General features: G+C 33.3%; 15 protein-coding genes. 11 read left to right on the forward strand and 4 right to left on the reverse strand.

Annotated elements, in window-relative coordinates; translation table 11 throughout:
- Nucleotides 1-19: 19 nt before the first annotated feature.
- Nucleotides 20-856 (reverse strand): Rpn family recombination-promoting nuclease/putative transposase, encoded by an 837-nt coding sequence (locus tag NEH74_RS07360; protein WP_055277545.1) that lies wholly within the window; start codon nt 854-856, stop codon nt 20-22.
- Between the two features lie 195 nt (nt 857-1,051).
- On the opposite strand from NEH74_RS07360, the gene NEH74_RS07365 reads away from it, so the two are divergent.
- From NEH74_RS07365 to NEH74_RS07380, 4 genes are all read left to right on the forward strand, one after another.
- Complete coding sequence (locus NEH74_RS07365; RefSeq protein ID WP_055304967.1) at nt 1,052-1,396, forward strand: hypothetical protein; 345 nt, start codon at nt 1,052-1,054, stop codon at nt 1,394-1,396.
- Nucleotides 1,397-1,458: 62 nt separating this feature from the next.
- Nucleotides 1,459-2,070, forward strand: a complete 612-nt coding sequence (locus tag NEH74_RS07370) for a plasmid pRiA4b ORF-3 family protein (RefSeq protein WP_055304965.1) — start codon at nt 1,459-1,461, stop codon at nt 2,068-2,070.
- Between the two features lie 78 nt (nt 2,071-2,148).
- Nucleotides 2,149-2,979, forward strand: a complete 831-nt coding sequence (locus NEH74_RS07375) for a hypothetical protein (protein ID WP_055304963.1) — start codon at nt 2,149-2,151, stop codon at nt 2,977-2,979.
- 768 nt (nt 2,980-3,747) lie between these two features.
- Complete coding sequence (locus NEH74_RS07380; protein ID WP_055304961.1) at nt 3,748-7,272, forward strand: SH3 domain-containing protein; 3,525 nt, start codon at nt 3,748-3,750, stop codon at nt 7,270-7,272.
- A 76-nt stretch (nt 7,273-7,348) separates the two neighbouring features.
- Here the strand turns inward: NEH74_RS07380 and bsh are convergent, their stop codons facing one another.
- Nucleotides 7,349-8,338, reverse strand: a complete 990-nt coding sequence (gene bsh / locus NEH74_RS07385) for a choloylglycine hydrolase (protein WP_055244290.1) — start codon at nt 8,336-8,338, stop codon at nt 7,349-7,351.
- Between the two features lie 291 nt (nt 8,339-8,629).
- On the opposite strand from bsh, the gene NEH74_RS07390 reads away from it, so the two are divergent.
- Nucleotides 8,630-9,184 (forward strand): RNA polymerase sigma factor, encoded by a 555-nt coding sequence (locus NEH74_RS07390; protein WP_262941243.1) that lies wholly within the window; start codon nt 8,630-8,632, stop codon nt 9,182-9,184.
- Complete coding sequence (locus NEH74_RS07395) at nt 9,177-10,397, forward strand: hypothetical protein (protein WP_055304957.1); 1,221 nt, start codon at nt 9,177-9,179, stop codon at nt 10,395-10,397. Before NEH74_RS07390 ends, NEH74_RS07395 begins: the two co-directional genes overlap by 8 nt.
- A 59-nt stretch (nt 10,398-10,456) precedes the next feature.
- Here the strand turns inward: NEH74_RS07395 and NEH74_RS07400 are convergent, their stop codons facing one another.
- The gene (locus NEH74_RS07400; protein WP_262941244.1) at nt 10,457-12,082 is read right to left on the reverse strand and encodes a potassium/proton antiporter; all 1,626 of its coding nucleotides are present in this window, start codon (nt 12,080-12,082) and stop codon (nt 10,457-10,459) included.
- A gap of 319 nt (nt 12,083-12,401) precedes the next feature.
- Here NEH74_RS07400 and NEH74_RS07405 point away from each other — a divergent pair, with 319 nt between their 5' ends.
- The 3 genes from NEH74_RS07405 to NEH74_RS07415 are packed head-to-tail and all read left to right on the forward strand — an operon-like array spanning nt 12,402 to nt 14,408.
- A complete protein-coding gene (locus tag NEH74_RS07405; protein WP_055304953.1) occupies nt 12,402-13,454 on the forward strand; it encodes a ParA family protein in 1,053 nt (350 codons plus the stop codon).
- Nucleotides 13,455-13,468: 14 nt separating this feature from the next.
- The gene (locus NEH74_RS07410) at nt 13,469-13,999 is read left to right on the forward strand and encodes a hypothetical protein (protein WP_055304951.1); all 531 of its coding nucleotides are present in this window, start codon (nt 13,469-13,471) and stop codon (nt 13,997-13,999) included.
- A 34-nt stretch (nt 14,000-14,033) separates the two neighbouring features.
- Nucleotides 14,034-14,408, forward strand: coding sequence for a hypothetical protein (locus tag NEH74_RS07415; RefSeq protein ID WP_055244276.1), 375 nt, complete (start codon nt 14,034-14,036; stop codon nt 14,406-14,408).
- Nucleotides 14,409-14,704: 296 nt separating this feature from the next.
- Here the strand turns inward: NEH74_RS07415 and NEH74_RS07420 are convergent, their stop codons facing one another.
- Nucleotides 14,705-14,932, reverse strand: coding sequence for a hypothetical protein (locus NEH74_RS07420; RefSeq protein WP_055304949.1), 228 nt, complete (start codon nt 14,930-14,932; stop codon nt 14,705-14,707).
- Nucleotides 14,933-15,138: 206 nt separating this feature from the next.
- On the opposite strand from NEH74_RS07420, the gene NEH74_RS07425 reads away from it, so the two are divergent.
- Together NEH74_RS07425 and NEH74_RS07430 are read left to right on the forward strand one after the other, a co-directional pair.
- Nucleotides 15,139-15,855 (forward strand): HAD family hydrolase, encoded by a 717-nt coding sequence (locus NEH74_RS07425; RefSeq protein WP_055276920.1) that lies wholly within the window; start codon nt 15,139-15,141, stop codon nt 15,853-15,855.
- 82 nt (nt 15,856-15,937) lie between these two features.
- The gene (locus NEH74_RS07430; protein WP_055276922.1) at nt 15,938-16,714 is read left to right on the forward strand and encodes a CPBP family intramembrane glutamic endopeptidase; all 777 of its coding nucleotides are present in this window, start codon (nt 15,938-15,940) and stop codon (nt 16,712-16,714) included.
- Nucleotides 16,715-16,759 lie beyond the last annotated feature (45 nt).

Consider the following 16,759-nt stretch of genomic DNA (forward strand, 5'->3'; position numbering starts at 1 on the left):
TATCTCCTACTCGATTATGTTATTGAGATAGTATTTCAGTTCTTAACTTTTGTACGGTTTCCAGTGGTAGTTCAATTTTAGAAGCGATTGTTTCATCATCTAGGATATCCAGAAGAGCTTTAGCATTCTCTATTTTATTTTTTTCAATGCCTTGTTCTAATCCTTCTTGTAGTCCTTGTTCATGCCCCTCTTTAAATTTTTCTTTATCACGTTCGTAAAGTGTCATATATTCCACCTCCAAAGATTTATCTGATTTTAAATAACTTACTTTTTGGTTAATTTCTTTTACAAGTTGACTCTTAGCCTGATTTGCATAATCATCTGTTGAATTTTCAATATAGTTTAGAAATTCAATCATTTCTTCATTAACGTCATTAAGTTCCCCTTTTGTATTTAAGAAGACTTTTGTTGTTTCATCTCCAAGGGTTAGCGTGGAATCTTCATAGCACCTATTTTGGAATGTATAAATATGCCTTCCTTTGTTAAAAGGATCGAAGGTACAAATGAAAATAACGAAACTTTTACGAAGCTTTTCATAGTCTTCTCCTTTTTGAATCATATCTAAATCAATATTACCTTGATAGTATCTACTTCGTTTAGCTAAGTTTTTGTGACTACTCTTTTGCATTTCAACATTGTAAATTGTATTATGTTCATCATTGACATAAATATCTAGTCTTACAGATTTGCTATCGAGCACAAGATCAATTACTTTTTGTTGTTCTGGCATCTTTATTTCTTGGATTTTAATATTTAATATCTCCTCTAAAACTTTCTTGCAGATTACTTTATCACTCATGACTTTAGCAAATAAGAAGTCATCAGCTAAATTGAGATTTTGAATTAGTTTATTCACTTTTATCTCCTTTATTATAGCTTATAAAATAAATTTTTAAAACAGATGGATTTATTGTAAAACGAGGATAGTTTAGGGCCCGGTATATTCCTCGTAGTAATATACGAACAATAGAGCTTTGTTCTTTGTTTTAGTATTTATATTTTTTATTCACTAATTGATCGCTATAATAGCTGTGGATAAGGAGTGGTAATTGTGATTGTTAAAGATGATTATTTATGGATAAAAGCAATTCAGGAAGAGTTAAAGGATACACCAAAGATTCCGTTATCCGAGTGTAGCTCATTGTTACAGGAGTTTGTAACTTGTTGTTTACAGAGTGAGAGTGGGATGTATTTCTTTGAAGTGGACGATTTTTATGAGCGAGTTGAAAGTAAAAAGTTGACGCGTGATATGTGGTTGGACTTTGAGCATGATATGGCTAAGTATGGAGTGTTGATTTTTGGAGCCATTGAGATTCATGCTGATTTTTATGAAGTGGATGATTCGCTAGATTGTGTTGTGACTTGTTATCAATCCTTACCGTATTATTTTGAGTAGAAGTTTGTATAATCACGGTGTTTTTTGCTACAATGAAGGTACTTATATTTAGAGGTGATGTTGTGAAGGCTTATCAAATAAAAATTCAGTTGGAAGGTTTGGATGTTTGGCGTCGTGTCGTGATGCCAGCAGAAGTATCGTTTAATGCGTTGCATCGTGTGATTCAATATAGTATGGGTTGGTATAATTGTCATTTGTATCAGTTTGAGTTAGCGGAAGAGTTGGTATTGGTTGAAACAAGCGAAGAGGTGGAGGAGTATTCGTGGATGAATGAGATGCCAACATATGATGGTCGTCCGCGCCTGCGTAAAACGTACCGTTTAAGTAAAAATGCGAAAGTAGATAAGTACATTGAAGTAGGCCAATCGATTCCTTATGTATACGATATGGGGGATTATTGGGAGCATGTGATTACGTTTGAAAAAGAACTTGAAGATTATCCGAATGTTTATCCTGTTTGTTTAGACGGTGAAGGGGCTTGTCCGCCAGAGGATTGTGGTGGTGTTCCAGGTTATTTAGAATTGTTAGAGATTATTAAAGATTTAAGTCATCCTGAATACGAGAGTGTAATGGAATGGTTAGGAGTTGATGAGTTTAATCCAACCTTCGATCTGGAAGATACAAATTATTGGATGAAGGAAGATTTAAAGTTAAAACGTCCTAAGAAAGTCTAAGAGTGTGTATGAATAAAGAACGCTAGAGACATACTATTTATAATTCTTTTTTATTAAATTTAATTTAAGGTGAGGGAAATGAAGAAGTTATGCCTTTTCGTAATAGGATGTATCTTAGTTATTCTAGTTGGCTGTCATTCGAAGAAAGAAGAAACGGAACAGATAGAGCCATTTCCTATATTGAGTCATTTTCTTAATATGGTAGATGAAATTCAATCATATAACACTAATGAGCGCGAGCAATTTATAAAAGATGCATTATCAATAAAGGAGACAACAACATCTAATCCGTTATTTGAGAATTTAAAAAGTGAGATGGAAAGCGTTCGTTTCAGTGAGACAGGCCCATTTTTAGAGGATACGTCTAATCAACCCTTAAATACTCTGACTATACAGTATGAATTAGTGATACCATCTGAATTAGGAATGCAGTCACTGTCAATTGGTTATCGATTTAGTCCGAAAATCATGTCAGATAATTTTCAAGTCTCGTTAAAAACGCCTCATATCGAGGATAGTATTGAGTTATCCTTAATATTTAGGTTACCTAGTAGCCCTATTGAAAATGTTTTTGAAGAGCAACTTCCTACTTTTGTTACTCAAACACCCATTGAAATGACGAATTTAACAGACCATTTAAAGCAAGAATCCATGTCATTTGAAGAACATGAAGGAGAACAAGGTATCATCTATTCTATTCATGATGATGAAACAGTTTTAAATATTTCCTATGATTCACAGACTCAGTTAATTAATTTACTAACTTATTATGTGAGTGATTTTGAAAAAAGTGCTTATCTTATAGAGGAGCAAGCAACTCTATCTATAACAAATAGTCGTTTAAATCAGTATGTGTTTGAAAGTGATATTTATCAGAAATTAGTTGATTATTTTAAACAGAAATTGTGATAGAAAAAGTTAATCTCGAGTCAGGATTTTTGGCTGCTTTTATTGATGATTAATAAGAGGTAACATTTTAATAGAAAAAGTGACCTAGTTTTAAGTAATTAGGTCACTTTTTTATATAAATCAAAATTATCTACTATGCCAGTGTAAAAGGTTTTGGTACCTCATAGACTATAGTCTGTCTTGTACTAGTTGGGGAAACCTATGATCCCAATCATAGATTGAACCATGTAGCATAGAGAACCTATTATTAAAGAGAATTGCCAACTAAGTCTGCTATAAAATTAGGGTCTGTTAGACGAAAATGTTGTTATTGGTTATTTATTTACTTGAAGTGGATACAATCTTTAAAAACTGGACTTAATGATCGTTGGTATCAAGCGATTCGTTACCAACAAAATTGTCTAACAGAGCTTAAAATTATGAAATACATTTCTGTTTCTATCTATATATAAACAGATAAATATTCTACATCTCAAGTAGCAAATAAAAAAATACTGATATGTTTTACCTATCAAGGCAGCCTATAGTCCAGTTAAAAATTTTCTCTGAAGAAAATTTATCTGGACTTATATAGTAAAAAAAGTAGATAAGAAAAAATATTCATGAAAACTCCCATAAACGTTAGCTTATATTGGGTTATTATGTATTAATATGTTAAAATAGAAAAGATTGTATTAATTTTGTATTACAAGATGTACTTTACCTTAAGCAAAGATAATCAACATATCTTTATTTAATGAAAGTTTAAGTGCAGAAAGGATATTAATTATGCCAAAAAAGGTTTTAATTACCCTATCGCTTATGGGGGCTGCTCTTTGCAATCAAGATTATATGAAGACGGTTTTTGCGGAAGAAAGTCGACCTAGTGCCCTTTTAGAGCGTTCAAGTGTAAAAATAGCAATAACTATGGAAAATCTGAATTTGCGAGATAAAGCAAGCACAAGCGGGAGGATTTTAACGACAATTCCGAAAGGAAAGACAGTGACGATTCTTTCAGAAAAAGATGAAAATGGCTGGTATAAAGTAAGCTACGATGGAAAAACGGGATATGTGAGTAGATCTTATTTAACGACAAGTAATTCAACGCCAGCAGTGTCTAAAACAGGAACAGCAACAGAAAACTTAAACTTACGAGATCAACCGGGTACAAGTGGAAAGATTTTAACGACAATTCCGAAAGGAAAGACAGTGACGATTCTTTCAGAAAAAGATGAAAATGGCTGGTATAAAGTAAGCTACGGTGGAAAAACGGGATATGTGAGTGGATCTTATTTAACCACAAGCCCAAGTGGTTCAACGACCATAACGACTAAAACAGGAACGGCAACAGAAAACTTAAACTTGCGAAATCAAGCTAGTTTAAGTGGAAAGATTTTAACGACGATTCCGAAAGGGAAGACAGTGACAATTCTTTCAGAAAAAGATGAAAATGGTTGGTATAAAGTCAGTTATGATGGAAAAACGGGATATGCTATCAGCAATTATATTAAAGAAGATGATAGTAATTCCGAGGCAACAGAGAGTGCACCATCAAAGCCAACAGTATCTAAAACGGGAACAACAACAGAAAACTTAAACTTGCGAAATCAAGCTAGTTTAAGTGGAAAGGTTTTAATGACAATTCCGAAAGGAAAGACAGTAACAATTCTTTCAGAAAAAGATGAAAATGGTTGGTATAAAGTCAGTTATGATGGAAAAACGGGATATGCTATCAGCAATTATATTAAAGAAGGTGATAGTAATTCCGAGTCAACAGAGAGTACACCATCAACACCAGTTCCGATTGAAGGACAGCCAACAGAAAATTTAAACTTAAGAGATCAACCAAGTACAAGTGGAAAGATTTTAACGACGATTCCGAAAGGAAAGACAGTGACGATTCTTTCAGAAAAAAATGCGAATGGTTGGTATAAAGTAAGTTATAATGGCAAAACAGGATATGTGAGCGGTTCATATTTTAAGGTGACTAAATACGAAGAACTAGAAGAAACTGTTATTTGGACTGGAACTGTTAATACCAATGAAAGTATTGTTTACAAAACAGCTGATACTAGTGCAACTACTTTAACAACTTATCATGCTGGACAAAAGGTTGAAGTCGTTAAAGTACAAGGCGATTGGGTTAGAATTAAGTATAATGATACTTATGCATGGATGTTAAAAAAAGTTGTCACTCAAGGTAATTTACCAAATTCAACAATATTATGGGATGGAGAAATTGGTAAAGATACAAAGCTATATGCAACAAAAAGTACAACTAGTACAGTATTAAATTCATTAACTAAAGGAACAGTGGTCTATGTTATTGAAGAAGATGGAGATTGGTTGAAAATTAAGCATCACGATGGATATGGTTATGTTCAACGAGTAACTGTTATAAATCTTAGTATACCAACAATTCCGGAAAATATTCTTTGGACAGGAAAAACAACAGAGAATTTAAATGTTCGTAATTATCCCGATGTAAGTGGAATCCTTCTTGGAACATTAACTAAAGGAACCATTATTGAGGTTGTAAGTGAGGATTCAAAGGGATGGTTAAAGATTAAGTATGAACATGGATATGGATATGTAAATGGAAGTTATGTTCAAAAAGATGATTCCCAAACACCTGAAACACCAGAAACTACAAAGCAAATAGCTTATGTTTATAACTTAGATGGTGGAACACTAAATGTTCGACCACAACCGAATACTAGTCAGTCAGCTATTGGAAAATTATCTGAAGGAGAGGCTGTCACAATCGTAGGTGAATCTGGAAACTGGTATGAAATCGAATATAATAATTCAATAGCATACGTATCAAAAGATTATATTACGTTTACGCCGATAACACCTGAAACGCCAGAAATTACAAAGCAAATAGCTTATGTTTATAACTTAGATGGTGGGACACTAAATGTTCGACCACAACCGAATACTAATCAAGCAGCTATTGGAAAGTTAGCTGAAGGAGAGGCTGTCACAATCGTAGGTGAATCTGGAAATTGGTATGAAATCGAATATAATAATTCAACGGGATATGTATCAAAAGATTATATTACGTTTACGCCGATAACACCTGAAACGCCAGAAATTACAAAGCAAATAGCTTATGTTTATAACTTAGATGGTGGAACACTAAATGTTCGACCACAACCGAATACTAGTCAGTCAGCTATTGGAAAATTAACTGAAGGAGAGGCTGTCACAATTGTAGGTGAATCTGGAAACTGGTACGAAATCGAATATAATAATTCAACGGGATATGTATCAAAAGATTATATTACGTTTAATAAACCAAATCAACATCCAGATGCTAATATTGATTTTGAAACTACACCACGTATAGGTGTGGTTATCGATAGTGTTACAAGTTTAAACATTCGACAAGAAGCTACAACTAACTCAGTTATTTTAGGAACATTAACAGCAAAAGATGAAGTAAGTATTATTGGTCGTTTCAATGATTTCTATAAAATTAGTTATGATGATAGCTATGCCTATGTTCATAAAGATTATGTCGGGGTTAAGGCAACAAGTAATTTAAATGGTCGTGTTAGTTATTTAACAACGGAATATAGCTATTCGTTAACTAAGTTTGCACAAATCCAACAAAGTTACACGTCCGGTACAATACAGTCAATTACAAGTTATTTGAATCCAAACAACCCGGCTAATGTTAACTATCTACTTCAATATTTACGCATTGATCAATTCCGAAGTTTTGATGTTGCTGGATTGAACAAAGAACTTCAAAATAAAGGAGTCCTTCATAATCAAGGTCAGATTTTCTATAATGCATCGAGATACTATAATATTGATCCTATTTTCTTTGTGTCTCAGTCTATTCATGAAACGAATTGGGGAACTAGTAATTTGGCTAAAGGAATTACAATTACAGAAATTGCAGATGAGAATAAACCAATTAAAGATTCTAGTGGAAAGATTATTGACTATGAGCGCATTCAATTAGATAAACCAGTGACGGTTTATAACTTATTTGGAATTGGGGCTAGGGATCATGCTCCCCGTTTATTAGGAACGACTTACGCTTATAAAAAAGGGTGGACAACTCCTGAAAAAGCAATCTTTGGTGCAGCTGAATTTATTTCTTTGAATTATATTAATTCACCAAAATATCAGCAAAATACTCCATTTAAAATTAAATATAATCAATTAAGTGCTAACCAATGGCATCAATATGCGACAACACCATGGTACGCTTATGAAATAGGAAATTATATGCATCGATTTGCTTATTTATATGATGACGATCAAGAGTTTTTATTAGATATTCCGGTTTATAAATAATAAAAATCCCCTAAAGTGTAGGATGTTTACATAACCTACTCTCTAGGGGATTTTTTATATTTTTAAAAATATTTTTTTAGTTTTGGAACAAGATATCTTGCTCTCCTTGATAAGGGAAACTTGTAATTTCTTTTGAGTCTAAATTAGCATTTGATAATTTAACGGCATTGATACGTCGATTGTAATAATCGGTATAATAGTAAGTTCCACTTTCTTGACACATCGCTGATTTATACACGGTATAATTCATTGAGCCATCGGGATCAACTTCAGACCCTTTAATAACTGTTACCCCTGTTAACACGTTGAGGAAAGCAGTAACCCCACTGATTTCATCATTGGCTTCAACAATTGAATCTCTAAAGAAGACGGTTCTAACAAAACGTGCGGCAGGTGAACCATCTCCTGGAATTCCACACATTCCTAAACCATGACCATATGGATGAAGCAGTAAATCTCCCATTTGTTTTGGAGCCGGTGTTGCTTTTTCAAGGGTAACATACTGTCTTAAATTAGTTAAGTGCCAATCAAAAGTTGGGTCATTCGTTAAAACACCAACTGGATTTTCATGAATATGCATACCGTCGGCCATATTTTCAATCACGATACTACGCCCAGATAAATCAGTGAACATCCAGTGAAGACCTGCAACTGGAAGCTGATGCTCAAATGGAATATTAGTCAGTACTAAATTTTCTAACGCTTGACGTAACTCATTTAAATCCGCAAAGTTACTAAGTGCCCAGTATACAAAGTCAGATGCGGAGATATTTATTTTTCCATCGATGGCATTTTCATTAAATTTAGCAAAGTGCGTAAAGTTTAATCCACCACCAGCTAATCCTTTTTCATTGACTGCATCAAAAAGAAGTGGGTGATTATCTACAACGATTCCCATTCCAATACACGCATATTTAGAAGCTAATGTTTCACCATTTACGACATTTAGCCAATTGAAATTTCTTGGAATGATATGAACAGATTGTCCGTATGAAGCGGGAACATCTAAATTTCTACCAAAGAAGTGTTTTCCATCTTTAGTAGTTAAACTTAACCCTGTACACATTTTCGAGTCCTCCTAACTAAGCCACTAGAGTGCTAATTAATTACTGTTTTAAGATTTGCTAAATCTCATTTAATTATTCAAGTTGATGTTAATTTATCAAAAAGACATCAAGGCACATTTAGTACTTGATGTCTTTTCACGAAATAGGGGGATTCTTATAACTCAACAAATTTATTTTTCTTCATTCTCAGGCCATTATGTTAAGATTAAGAAAAAAAGTTTTTAATTTTTGAAGATTTTTTGAGGAGAAGTTCAGATAGATAGATGATACGTGTCCAGGGAGGTTTTGAGATGGAATTGGAGAAGGTGATTCAGGTCGTGTTAACGACCAATAAACAGGCGTATGAACAAATTATAAAGCGTTATTATTCATCCATTTATTATTATGTTTATCAGCAGGTGGGAGATGTTGAGGTGAGTAAGGAGTTATGCCAGGATATTTTCTTTGAGGCATATCGTTCGCTTAAGCGTTATAATTCGAAAAAGGCGTCTTTCCAGACGTGGCTTTATAAGATTGCGAATTATCGTTGTATTGATTATTTGCGAAGCAAGGCGTATCAACAGCGCACGTTTGATGGGGAAGATGAATTAGAGACTTTATCTGAAAGCTCAGATGATGCCTTAACGAGATTAATTAAAGAAGAGAAAGCACAAAAGATTAATCAGCTGATGCGAACTTGTTTAAAACCAAAGCATGAACGGATTATGAGGTATTATTTTTACGCAGATTTAAGTCCACAGGAAATTGCAATATTAGAAAAAACATCAGTTAAAACAATTTACACGATTATTAAGCGGAGTTTAGAGAAATTAAAGATTGCTTTAGGAAGGGATTGTCATGAATAAAGAGATTGAACACATTGATGTGAGTCAAGAAGCTAAGTTGATTATGGATCGAATTGATAGGTATGAAAAGCAAAAAAGGTCAACAGTTCATATGATCAAACCACTGACCGCTATTGCAGCAGTTGCTGTCTTATTTTTACTTCCATTTTTTTTGAATGATGATGGTTCATATGGAGTAACAAGAATTAGCGCCAATGAATACCGTTTAAATGTCTTTGGAGAGGAAATTTATTTTAATATTCATGGCTATGTTGAAAATCCAAATCTTATTCAGCTTACGGATGATATCTATACGTATGAAAATCAAGTAAAGTATTTAGATGTTACATCGCAGATAGAGGTGGATATGATTGAGGTTGAGGATTATTTATTTTTAACTTTATCACAGAATGATAAGATTTTAGACTATTTACTAGTGAATAATATTAGCAAAAAAGGCTTTGTTAGTGAAACAACAATCGGATTAGCCCGTGTTAATCGAGAATTTACCAATTTTAATGAAGAGATGAAAGAGATTATTGAATTAACAAAAAATTATCCATTTGAAGTTAATAAAGACAAAGTATGTACAGAGTTGACGGCCAATGAAAAAGTAAATGAATTAAGTCAAGAAGACTTAGAGGATTATAAATGGTTCTTATCACTTCGAAATGAAGGAGCTTGTATGACTAGTTTAGTTAAGTCTATTGATTATATAGTTTACTTAGATGGAACTGTTAATAATATTGGAGACATTATTCCTCAAGAAAGTGAGATTTATGTGAATTCTAATCCGAAAATAGAGAGTTCGTTCCCCATTAAAATTGAAGATAAAGGAATGATATTTAGTTGGCCTACTATACATAAAAGACAGGGGATTTCTATTAAGTTCTTCGATGATTATTCTTTTGACGATGATATTTCCTTTGAAGGAAATAGTTTGATTGCGGTATTATTAGGTCTAGAGATTGATTTTAATGATTTGAATCCTGATGAATATGAAATCGATGTTTTAGTTGATGGGGCCCCGCTAGATTTTATGCTTGAAAAAGTTAATCAGTCAACGATGTATTTAATATCTGAAGTTTTTACAGAGGAAGCAGAGGGTGATGATGAAATAAAAACTATCAATAAATCAATCGAGATTATTATTACTGATAAGAAGTCTACTAACGAAGTCGTTAGAGTCAAAGATAATCTTAACTGGTCAATTAGTAGATATCATGAACATTAGGATGAAATTTAATATATTCGAAATATTCAATTAAAAAAACCTCTCGTTCGAGAGGTTTTTTAGGTACAAGAAATAATGCATTGATTAAAGGTTTCACAGGTTAGAACAATGGTATCTCCTTGTTGGATAAGTGTATCCCCTTTTGGAGTGATGCTTGTTCCATCCTTACGTTTGATTAAGATAATTAAAGTTTGAGGTGGGAGATCAAGGTCTTTGATTTCTTTACTAAGCCAAGGATGATTTTTATCAATATTAATTTCATTAAGGGTGAGATCGGTTTGTTCGTGAAAACCTGTGCCACTGACAACGAGTTGATCACCAGGTAAAATCATCGTTTGTCCATTCGGGATAATTGTCTGTTCATCGCGTTTAATCATTAAAATTAAGGTGTCGCTGAGGTTTAGTTCACTAATGAGACGATTTGCCCAGTTATGGGTTGGGATGATAAAGATTTGGAGCAAGGGAAGGTGTTCTTCTTCCTGGTAGTCAGTGAACGTTTTGAGGACGTTGTCGTTATCATCAATCATCGCGAGTTTATGGGCAACAGTTGGAAGCAATGTTCCTTGTAAGGCCACTGAGATGAGACAGATGCAAAAACTAATATGGAAAATATCATACGTGGTATCCGATCCTTTTAAAACAACTAAGATAGCAAAGACGATGGAAGAGGCTCCACGAAGACCAGACCAAGATAAGAGGAGTTTTTGGGAAACGGTACTTTTAAAGGGCTTCATTAATAAGAAGGTTGTTAATGGACGAGCGACAAAGGTTAGCCATAAAAAGATAAGGATAGCAGGTAGTAAAATGGTGGGCATTTGGGATGGGAAGGATAGAAGTCCAAGTAGGAAGAAGATTAGAATTTGAGCTAATCCGGTGAGACCATCAAAGAAGTTTACTAAAGTTACTTTATCTGGGATGGCTCCATTTCCAATAATGATTCCGGCTAGATAAGTTGCTAAATATTCATTTCCACCGATAGCTGTTGGAAGAGCATACGTTAAAAGCGCAATGGCCAAGACGAAGATTGTTTCTAAGCCATCCATCATAAAGTTAACTCTTCTTAAGATAATAACGGTAATCATCCCAATGCAAACACCAAATAGTGTCCCAAATCCCAGTTGATTCAGTAAGAGAAGCGGGATTTCACTTAGGTTAGCAGTTTGCTTCATTAAATCAATGAGAAGAATGGTCAGCATGTAAGCCATTGGGTCATTACTTCCGCTTTCAAGCTCTAAAATAGAGGCAGTTCCATCTTTAAGGTTTAATTTTTTCGAACGTAAGATTGAGAAGACGGATGCTGCATCGGTTGAACTGATGATAGCCCCAATGAGTAAACTTTCAATGAGTTCAAGATGAAGAAAGAAGTAACAAAAAAGTCCTGTTATAGCTGCTGTTAAAAGGACACCTAGTGTAGATAAGACTAAAGCCGGTTTCATGACCGGTCTAGCTGTTTTCCAATTGGTTCCGAACCCCCCATAGAAAATAATGAAGATTAAGGCGATGGTACATAATTGTTCGGTAAGATGATAGTCATTGAAGGCCACTTTAAAAAAGCCATCTGATCCAAAGATCATCCCAAGAAGAATGAAAAATAGTAAAGAAGGAAGACCCAATCGGTGAGTCAGCCTGCTAAGTAGAATACAAACCATTAAAATAATGGCACAAACCATTAAAGAAAACTCCATATAAAACCTCCTTTGCGTATATGTCATTTTATGAAATAAGTAGAATTAAATATGAATGATAAAAGAGATGACAGCTTAGTATCATCTCTTTAGAAAATAGGTTTATATTTCGTCTGATTATTCATTAAACTTCTGTTACCTGTTAATCAAAGATTTCTACGTCTCCCTTTTAATAAAGATGATCGATAATTTGCTTATATTAATAAATCATGACAAGTAGATGCCTGATGATAAACTTCCCTGTTTTAATCACTTATACACTAACATGATTTAACGAGCTGATTAATATAATGATAATAAAATAGGGAGGGATAGCGACGTGGGAAAAGCAAAGATTATATCAATTATTAATTATAAGGGCGGCGTCGGAAAAACGGTCAGTGCCTTTAATATCGCAGCGGGACTAAACTTTTTAAATCAAAACTCGGTTTTATTAATTGATTTAGATCCACAGTGTTCACTAAGTACGATTTGTATGAGAGCCTATTCTAAGACTAAAGGGGAACATATTCGCTTTAGTAGTTTAAAAGAAGAAGAAACAATTAATCATATATTTAATAGTTATCTTAATCGTGAGATATTAGATTTTGATGTTCCATTCAATTTAGATAAGTTAATCAAACACAACTTTTATACTGGTGGAAAATATAAATTGCAAAAATTTGATTTTATTCCATCAAGTATGTATAGTAACTCACATCAAGGGATGATGAGAGGATTAGAAGGAATAGAATCTGAGATTAAGCGTAGATTTGGGGATGATGGAAATAGTAGCATTAAACGGTTAAGTATTTTAGCTAAATTTTTAAAAGAAGTCGAGCTAGATCAAAAGTATGATTTTATTATTTTTGATTGTCCACCAAGCAATAACTTTATTGTTCAAAATGCACTGTTTGTATCTGACTATTATGTGGTTCCAACTATTATGGATGAGATGGGAGTACAAGGGATCAATCATTTGAAAAATATAGTGGAGAATGATTCGGTTCAAATCATTTGTAAACAATACAGGTCATTAATTGATTTAGCACCTAGTAATTCATATCTATCTTACCTTAAAAGTGGAAGTCCTAAGATGATTGGAATTATTGAGACTTTACGTAAGGCATCAAGTTCTAAAGGTGGAACTGAGGCAGAGCAATGGCGTAGATTTGTTGAAACTAAGTTACCAGGAATGTTATTTACACCAGTTGTTTATCATCAGGTAGAGGTTCAGAAACTAATTAATGCAGGAGAATGTTGTTTTATTAATTGGAAACGAAATGGGACTCTGCCAGCAAATGAAAGTTATGGACAGATAGTTTTTGATTTGTTAGATCGTATAAATGTTCCAAAGAGTCAGTTTTCAAGGGAAATCACAGATATTTTATAAGTGAGGGATAATAAATGACAAAGGTAAAAGATATCTTAGGGGATTTAAATACGTATCAAAAAATTGTTCAGTTAACGGCCGGTATTATCGATCCCGAAATTGACCGATTTTTGGAGATTTTAAAACCTTACCGTTCGTTAAGTTTAGATGAGTTTGAAAAGAAAATAAGTGGGGATAAAAAGAAAAAATCTAGGTCTTCTCTTCGTGATGATGCGTTACGAATTGGAGAACTATATTATCAAAGGAAAACAATTGGAGGAGTGGCTGAGGAAGAACAGAGTATTATTACGAGTTACTTAAATTCAGCTGACAATAAAATTGTTTTATCAGTATTAGAAATTCCATTTGATGATTCATATGAGAAGATTAATCAATTAACTGATAGCCAATTAACGTCTAATCAACTCTATTTCTTAGGAATGGCCTTATTAAATATTAAATTAAAAGGTAGTTCAAAAGCTATACAGAAGAAAAATTTATTAGATATGCTTTGGAGTGCTATTGAAAATCAAAAAATGAATGAGATTTATGAGAGTGAGTTGTAGGGAAGAGTTTTAGTTAGGTTTAGGGGGATGTTAGGTGAGGGTGGTTTGGAGTATTTTAGTTTGTTTGTGTTTAGTGGGATGTATGAATCCTAAAAATAAGGCGATTGGCGTTTATGATACAAGTCAGTTACCTAGTGATTTTGGTGGTGGAGAAGCTTACGAAATTGGTATGAATCAAGATGGAAAGCCGGTATTTGTTAATCCAGATGCAGCTTTTAAACAAATCGTAACTGATTATAAAGATGGCTTTAAAGCCATCCAAAAAGAGTACTATTTATTTCCTATCACAAAGTTAACGTGGCGACGGTATGGTTATTATGGCTGGCAGTTAACCCATGAGGATGAAGAAATTATTGATCAAGGCTATGAAATATCCCGCTTCTTTGAAATATATAAAAATAGTTTTTAAGGTTCCTATCGTTAGGGACTTTTTTTATTATTTTATCCATCAAACAAAGAGTGTGATTTAAGTTTAGTTCTTCAAATACTCTGATATTAAGATTTTCTATAGAAAATTTCTCATGACTTATCTCATAAAAGGCCATGAAATAAGAGAACTGGTGGCGATAAAAAGGACAATTATTCATTTGAAATAAAGAGCAAGAGTTTTTAAGTAAAGGATTAAATTTTATCAATAGCCGAAGCTACTCCTAATTCTTTATTAAGTAAGTTAATGCCTCAGGGGGAAACAAACCTCTGCAAGGATTAATAAAGTAAAGTGTTCATGATTTCATCGCCATATTGTGAAAAAATAACTAACATTAATAGAAATGTAAAGATAATGATAACATTTAAGAATTGATAAGTCATTGATTTAATGAAACTAGGTTTTTCATCTAAATGAATGGATTTGATAGTTAAATAGATATTATTAAAAAAAGCAAATAGTAGACTTGTCATAATAATGCTTAATACGAGTAACTTTATGTACATGTTATATCTCCCTTTCATCTTTTCTGATAACGATAGTATAGCCTTTATTGTTGGTGAAAGTGAGTGATAGTCGTATAATTTTATTGAATTTAAATTATTACTCTATTATTGAAAAAAACTTAGCTACCTACCATTGAATTTTTTTGGATGGATGTATTATCAGCTATTGATTGGAAATAACAGATGTTAAAAAGGAGTATGGTGAGATGAAGGCAGTTCTATTTGATGTGGATGATACGTTATATGATCAGGTGATTCCTTTTCAAAAGGCGTATGAAGAATTATTTAAAGGGAGTTTTGAACTTTCAATTGAAGAGTTATATAAACGAAGTCGTTATTATAGTGATGAAGTGTTTGAAGCTACTCAGCGTGGAGAAATGTCGATGGAGGCCATGTATATTTATCGTGTACAAAAAGCCTTTGAGAGTTTTGGTATAAGTGTCACAGATGATGAAGCATTAGAGTTTCAACGACTTTATGCAGGTAATCAAAAGAAATTAGAAATTTCTGAAACGATGCGAACAATCATTGAACTCTGTCAAAAACATGAGATTATGATGGGGGTTATTACAAATGGACCTTCACAGCATCAATGGAATAAAGTGAAGGCATTGAAGGTAATGGAGTTTATTCGAGAGGAATATATTTTCGTCTCAGGAGATATTGGAGTTGCTAAACCGCAGATTGGAATCTTTCAGCATGTAGAAAAAATAATGAACCTTAATCCAGAGGAGACATTATTTATTGGAGATACGTTTCAGAGTGATATTATAGGTGCCAAGGGAGCTGGTTGGAAAGCTATTTGGTTAAACCGCCACCATGCAGAGCATCCAGAAGGGAATATTCAAGCGGATTATTGTATCAATAATGAAGCAGAGCTTTATAAATTAGTGTTAAACTTTATAACTAATGAAGCTATCTAATATAGATAGCTTTTTTTGTCGAGTGACTTCTATTCTTTCATTTACTTTCTATAATTGAAAAGAGGATGAGAGGAGGAACGAGATGAAACTTAAAGAGAAGATGGTAGCTGTCCCTATTATTAAACATCCAATGGTTTATTTGTTGCTTGTCTTAGTTTTTCTGGCGATGTTAAGGACGCCAATTTTATCTGTTTTTTCAAGACCAGAAATGATTTTAATGATATACTTAGGGATATTTTTAATTTTTTCAGTGACAGTTGGATTCAAAGAAATTGGACCTTTCTATAATAAGGGAGGCGGAATCATCAATTTAATTGGAATAACAGGGGCTGTTTATGTCTGTGGGATTTTAGCGGAAAGTTTTACAGGATATTTCTTATCAGCAAATGACCCTCAATTATTGAATCAATATACCTTTCATTTATCTGGGCCATATGTCTTGAATCAGTTAGCACGATATTCACTTGTCGGAATTGGAGAGGAAATTTTTAAATTATGTGTGTTTTTTATCCTGTATTGGCTTGGGGTTAAAGTTAGTAAACATAAGCTTGGTTCATGTATCATTTCCGTGATTGTGACGAGTTTTTTCTTTGGGCTTTTACATAGTAATTATAATTATGATCAGTGGTTGAATATTACATTGATTATTGGAGTGGGGGCACTTGTTTATTTTTATTTTCTATTTAAGTATCAGACGATTGTGCCATTAATGATTGCTCATGGATTACAAGATTTTTTGGTCTCACTGGAGCATACGGAAGAGTTAACAGGAATTTATTCATTGTTTTTAGTGGGACTCATTTTAATTTGGTTTATTGCTCGATTTGGATTTGGGATTAAAGTAAAGACGGAAAGATGACTTGGTCATCTTTTTTTGATGGAATTTTTTATACATTTTCATTGT

This window comes from Turicibacter sp. GALT-G1 (genome assembly GCF_025594995.1).
Lineage (GTDB): Bacteria > Bacillota_I > Bacilli_A > MOL361 > Turicibacteraceae > Turicibacter > Turicibacter bilis.

What these genes read in the sequence shown, in the direction of transcription:
- NEH74_RS07410 (WP_055304951.1), top strand. Translation starts at nt 13,469, where the DNA reads ATGACAAAGGTAAAAGATATCTTAGGGGATTTAAATACGTATCAAAAA.
- NEH74_RS07400 (WP_262941244.1), bottom strand. Translation starts at nt 12,082, where the DNA reads ATGGAGTTTTCTTTAATGGTTTGTGCCATTATTTTAATGGTTTGTATT.
- NEH74_RS07380 (WP_055304961.1), top strand. Translation starts at nt 3,748, where the DNA reads ATGCCAAAAAAGGTTTTAATTACCCTATCGCTTATGGGGGCTGCTCTT.
- NEH74_RS07390 (WP_262941243.1), top strand. Translation starts at nt 8,630, where the DNA reads ATGGAATTGGAGAAGGTGATTCAGGTCGTGTTAACGACCAATAAACAG.
- NEH74_RS07425 (WP_055276920.1), top strand. Translation starts at nt 15,139, where the DNA reads ATGAAGGCAGTTCTATTTGATGTGGATGATACGTTATATGATCAGGTG.
- NEH74_RS07375 (WP_055304963.1), top strand. Translation starts at nt 2,149, where the DNA reads ATGAAGAAGTTATGCCTTTTCGTAATAGGATGTATCTTAGTTATTCTA.
- NEH74_RS07420 (WP_055304949.1), bottom strand. Translation starts at nt 14,932, where the DNA reads ATGTACATAAAGTTACTCGTATTAAGCATTATTATGACAAGTCTACTA.
- NEH74_RS07395 (WP_055304957.1), top strand. Translation starts at nt 9,177, where the DNA reads ATGAATAAAGAGATTGAACACATTGATGTGAGTCAAGAAGCTAAGTTG.
- bsh (WP_055244290.1), bottom strand. Translation starts at nt 8,338, where the DNA reads ATGTGTACAGGGTTAAGTTTAACTACTAAAGATGGAAAACACTTCTTT.
- NEH74_RS07430 (WP_055276922.1), top strand. Translation starts at nt 15,938, where the DNA reads ATGAAACTTAAAGAGAAGATGGTAGCTGTCCCTATTATTAAACATCCA.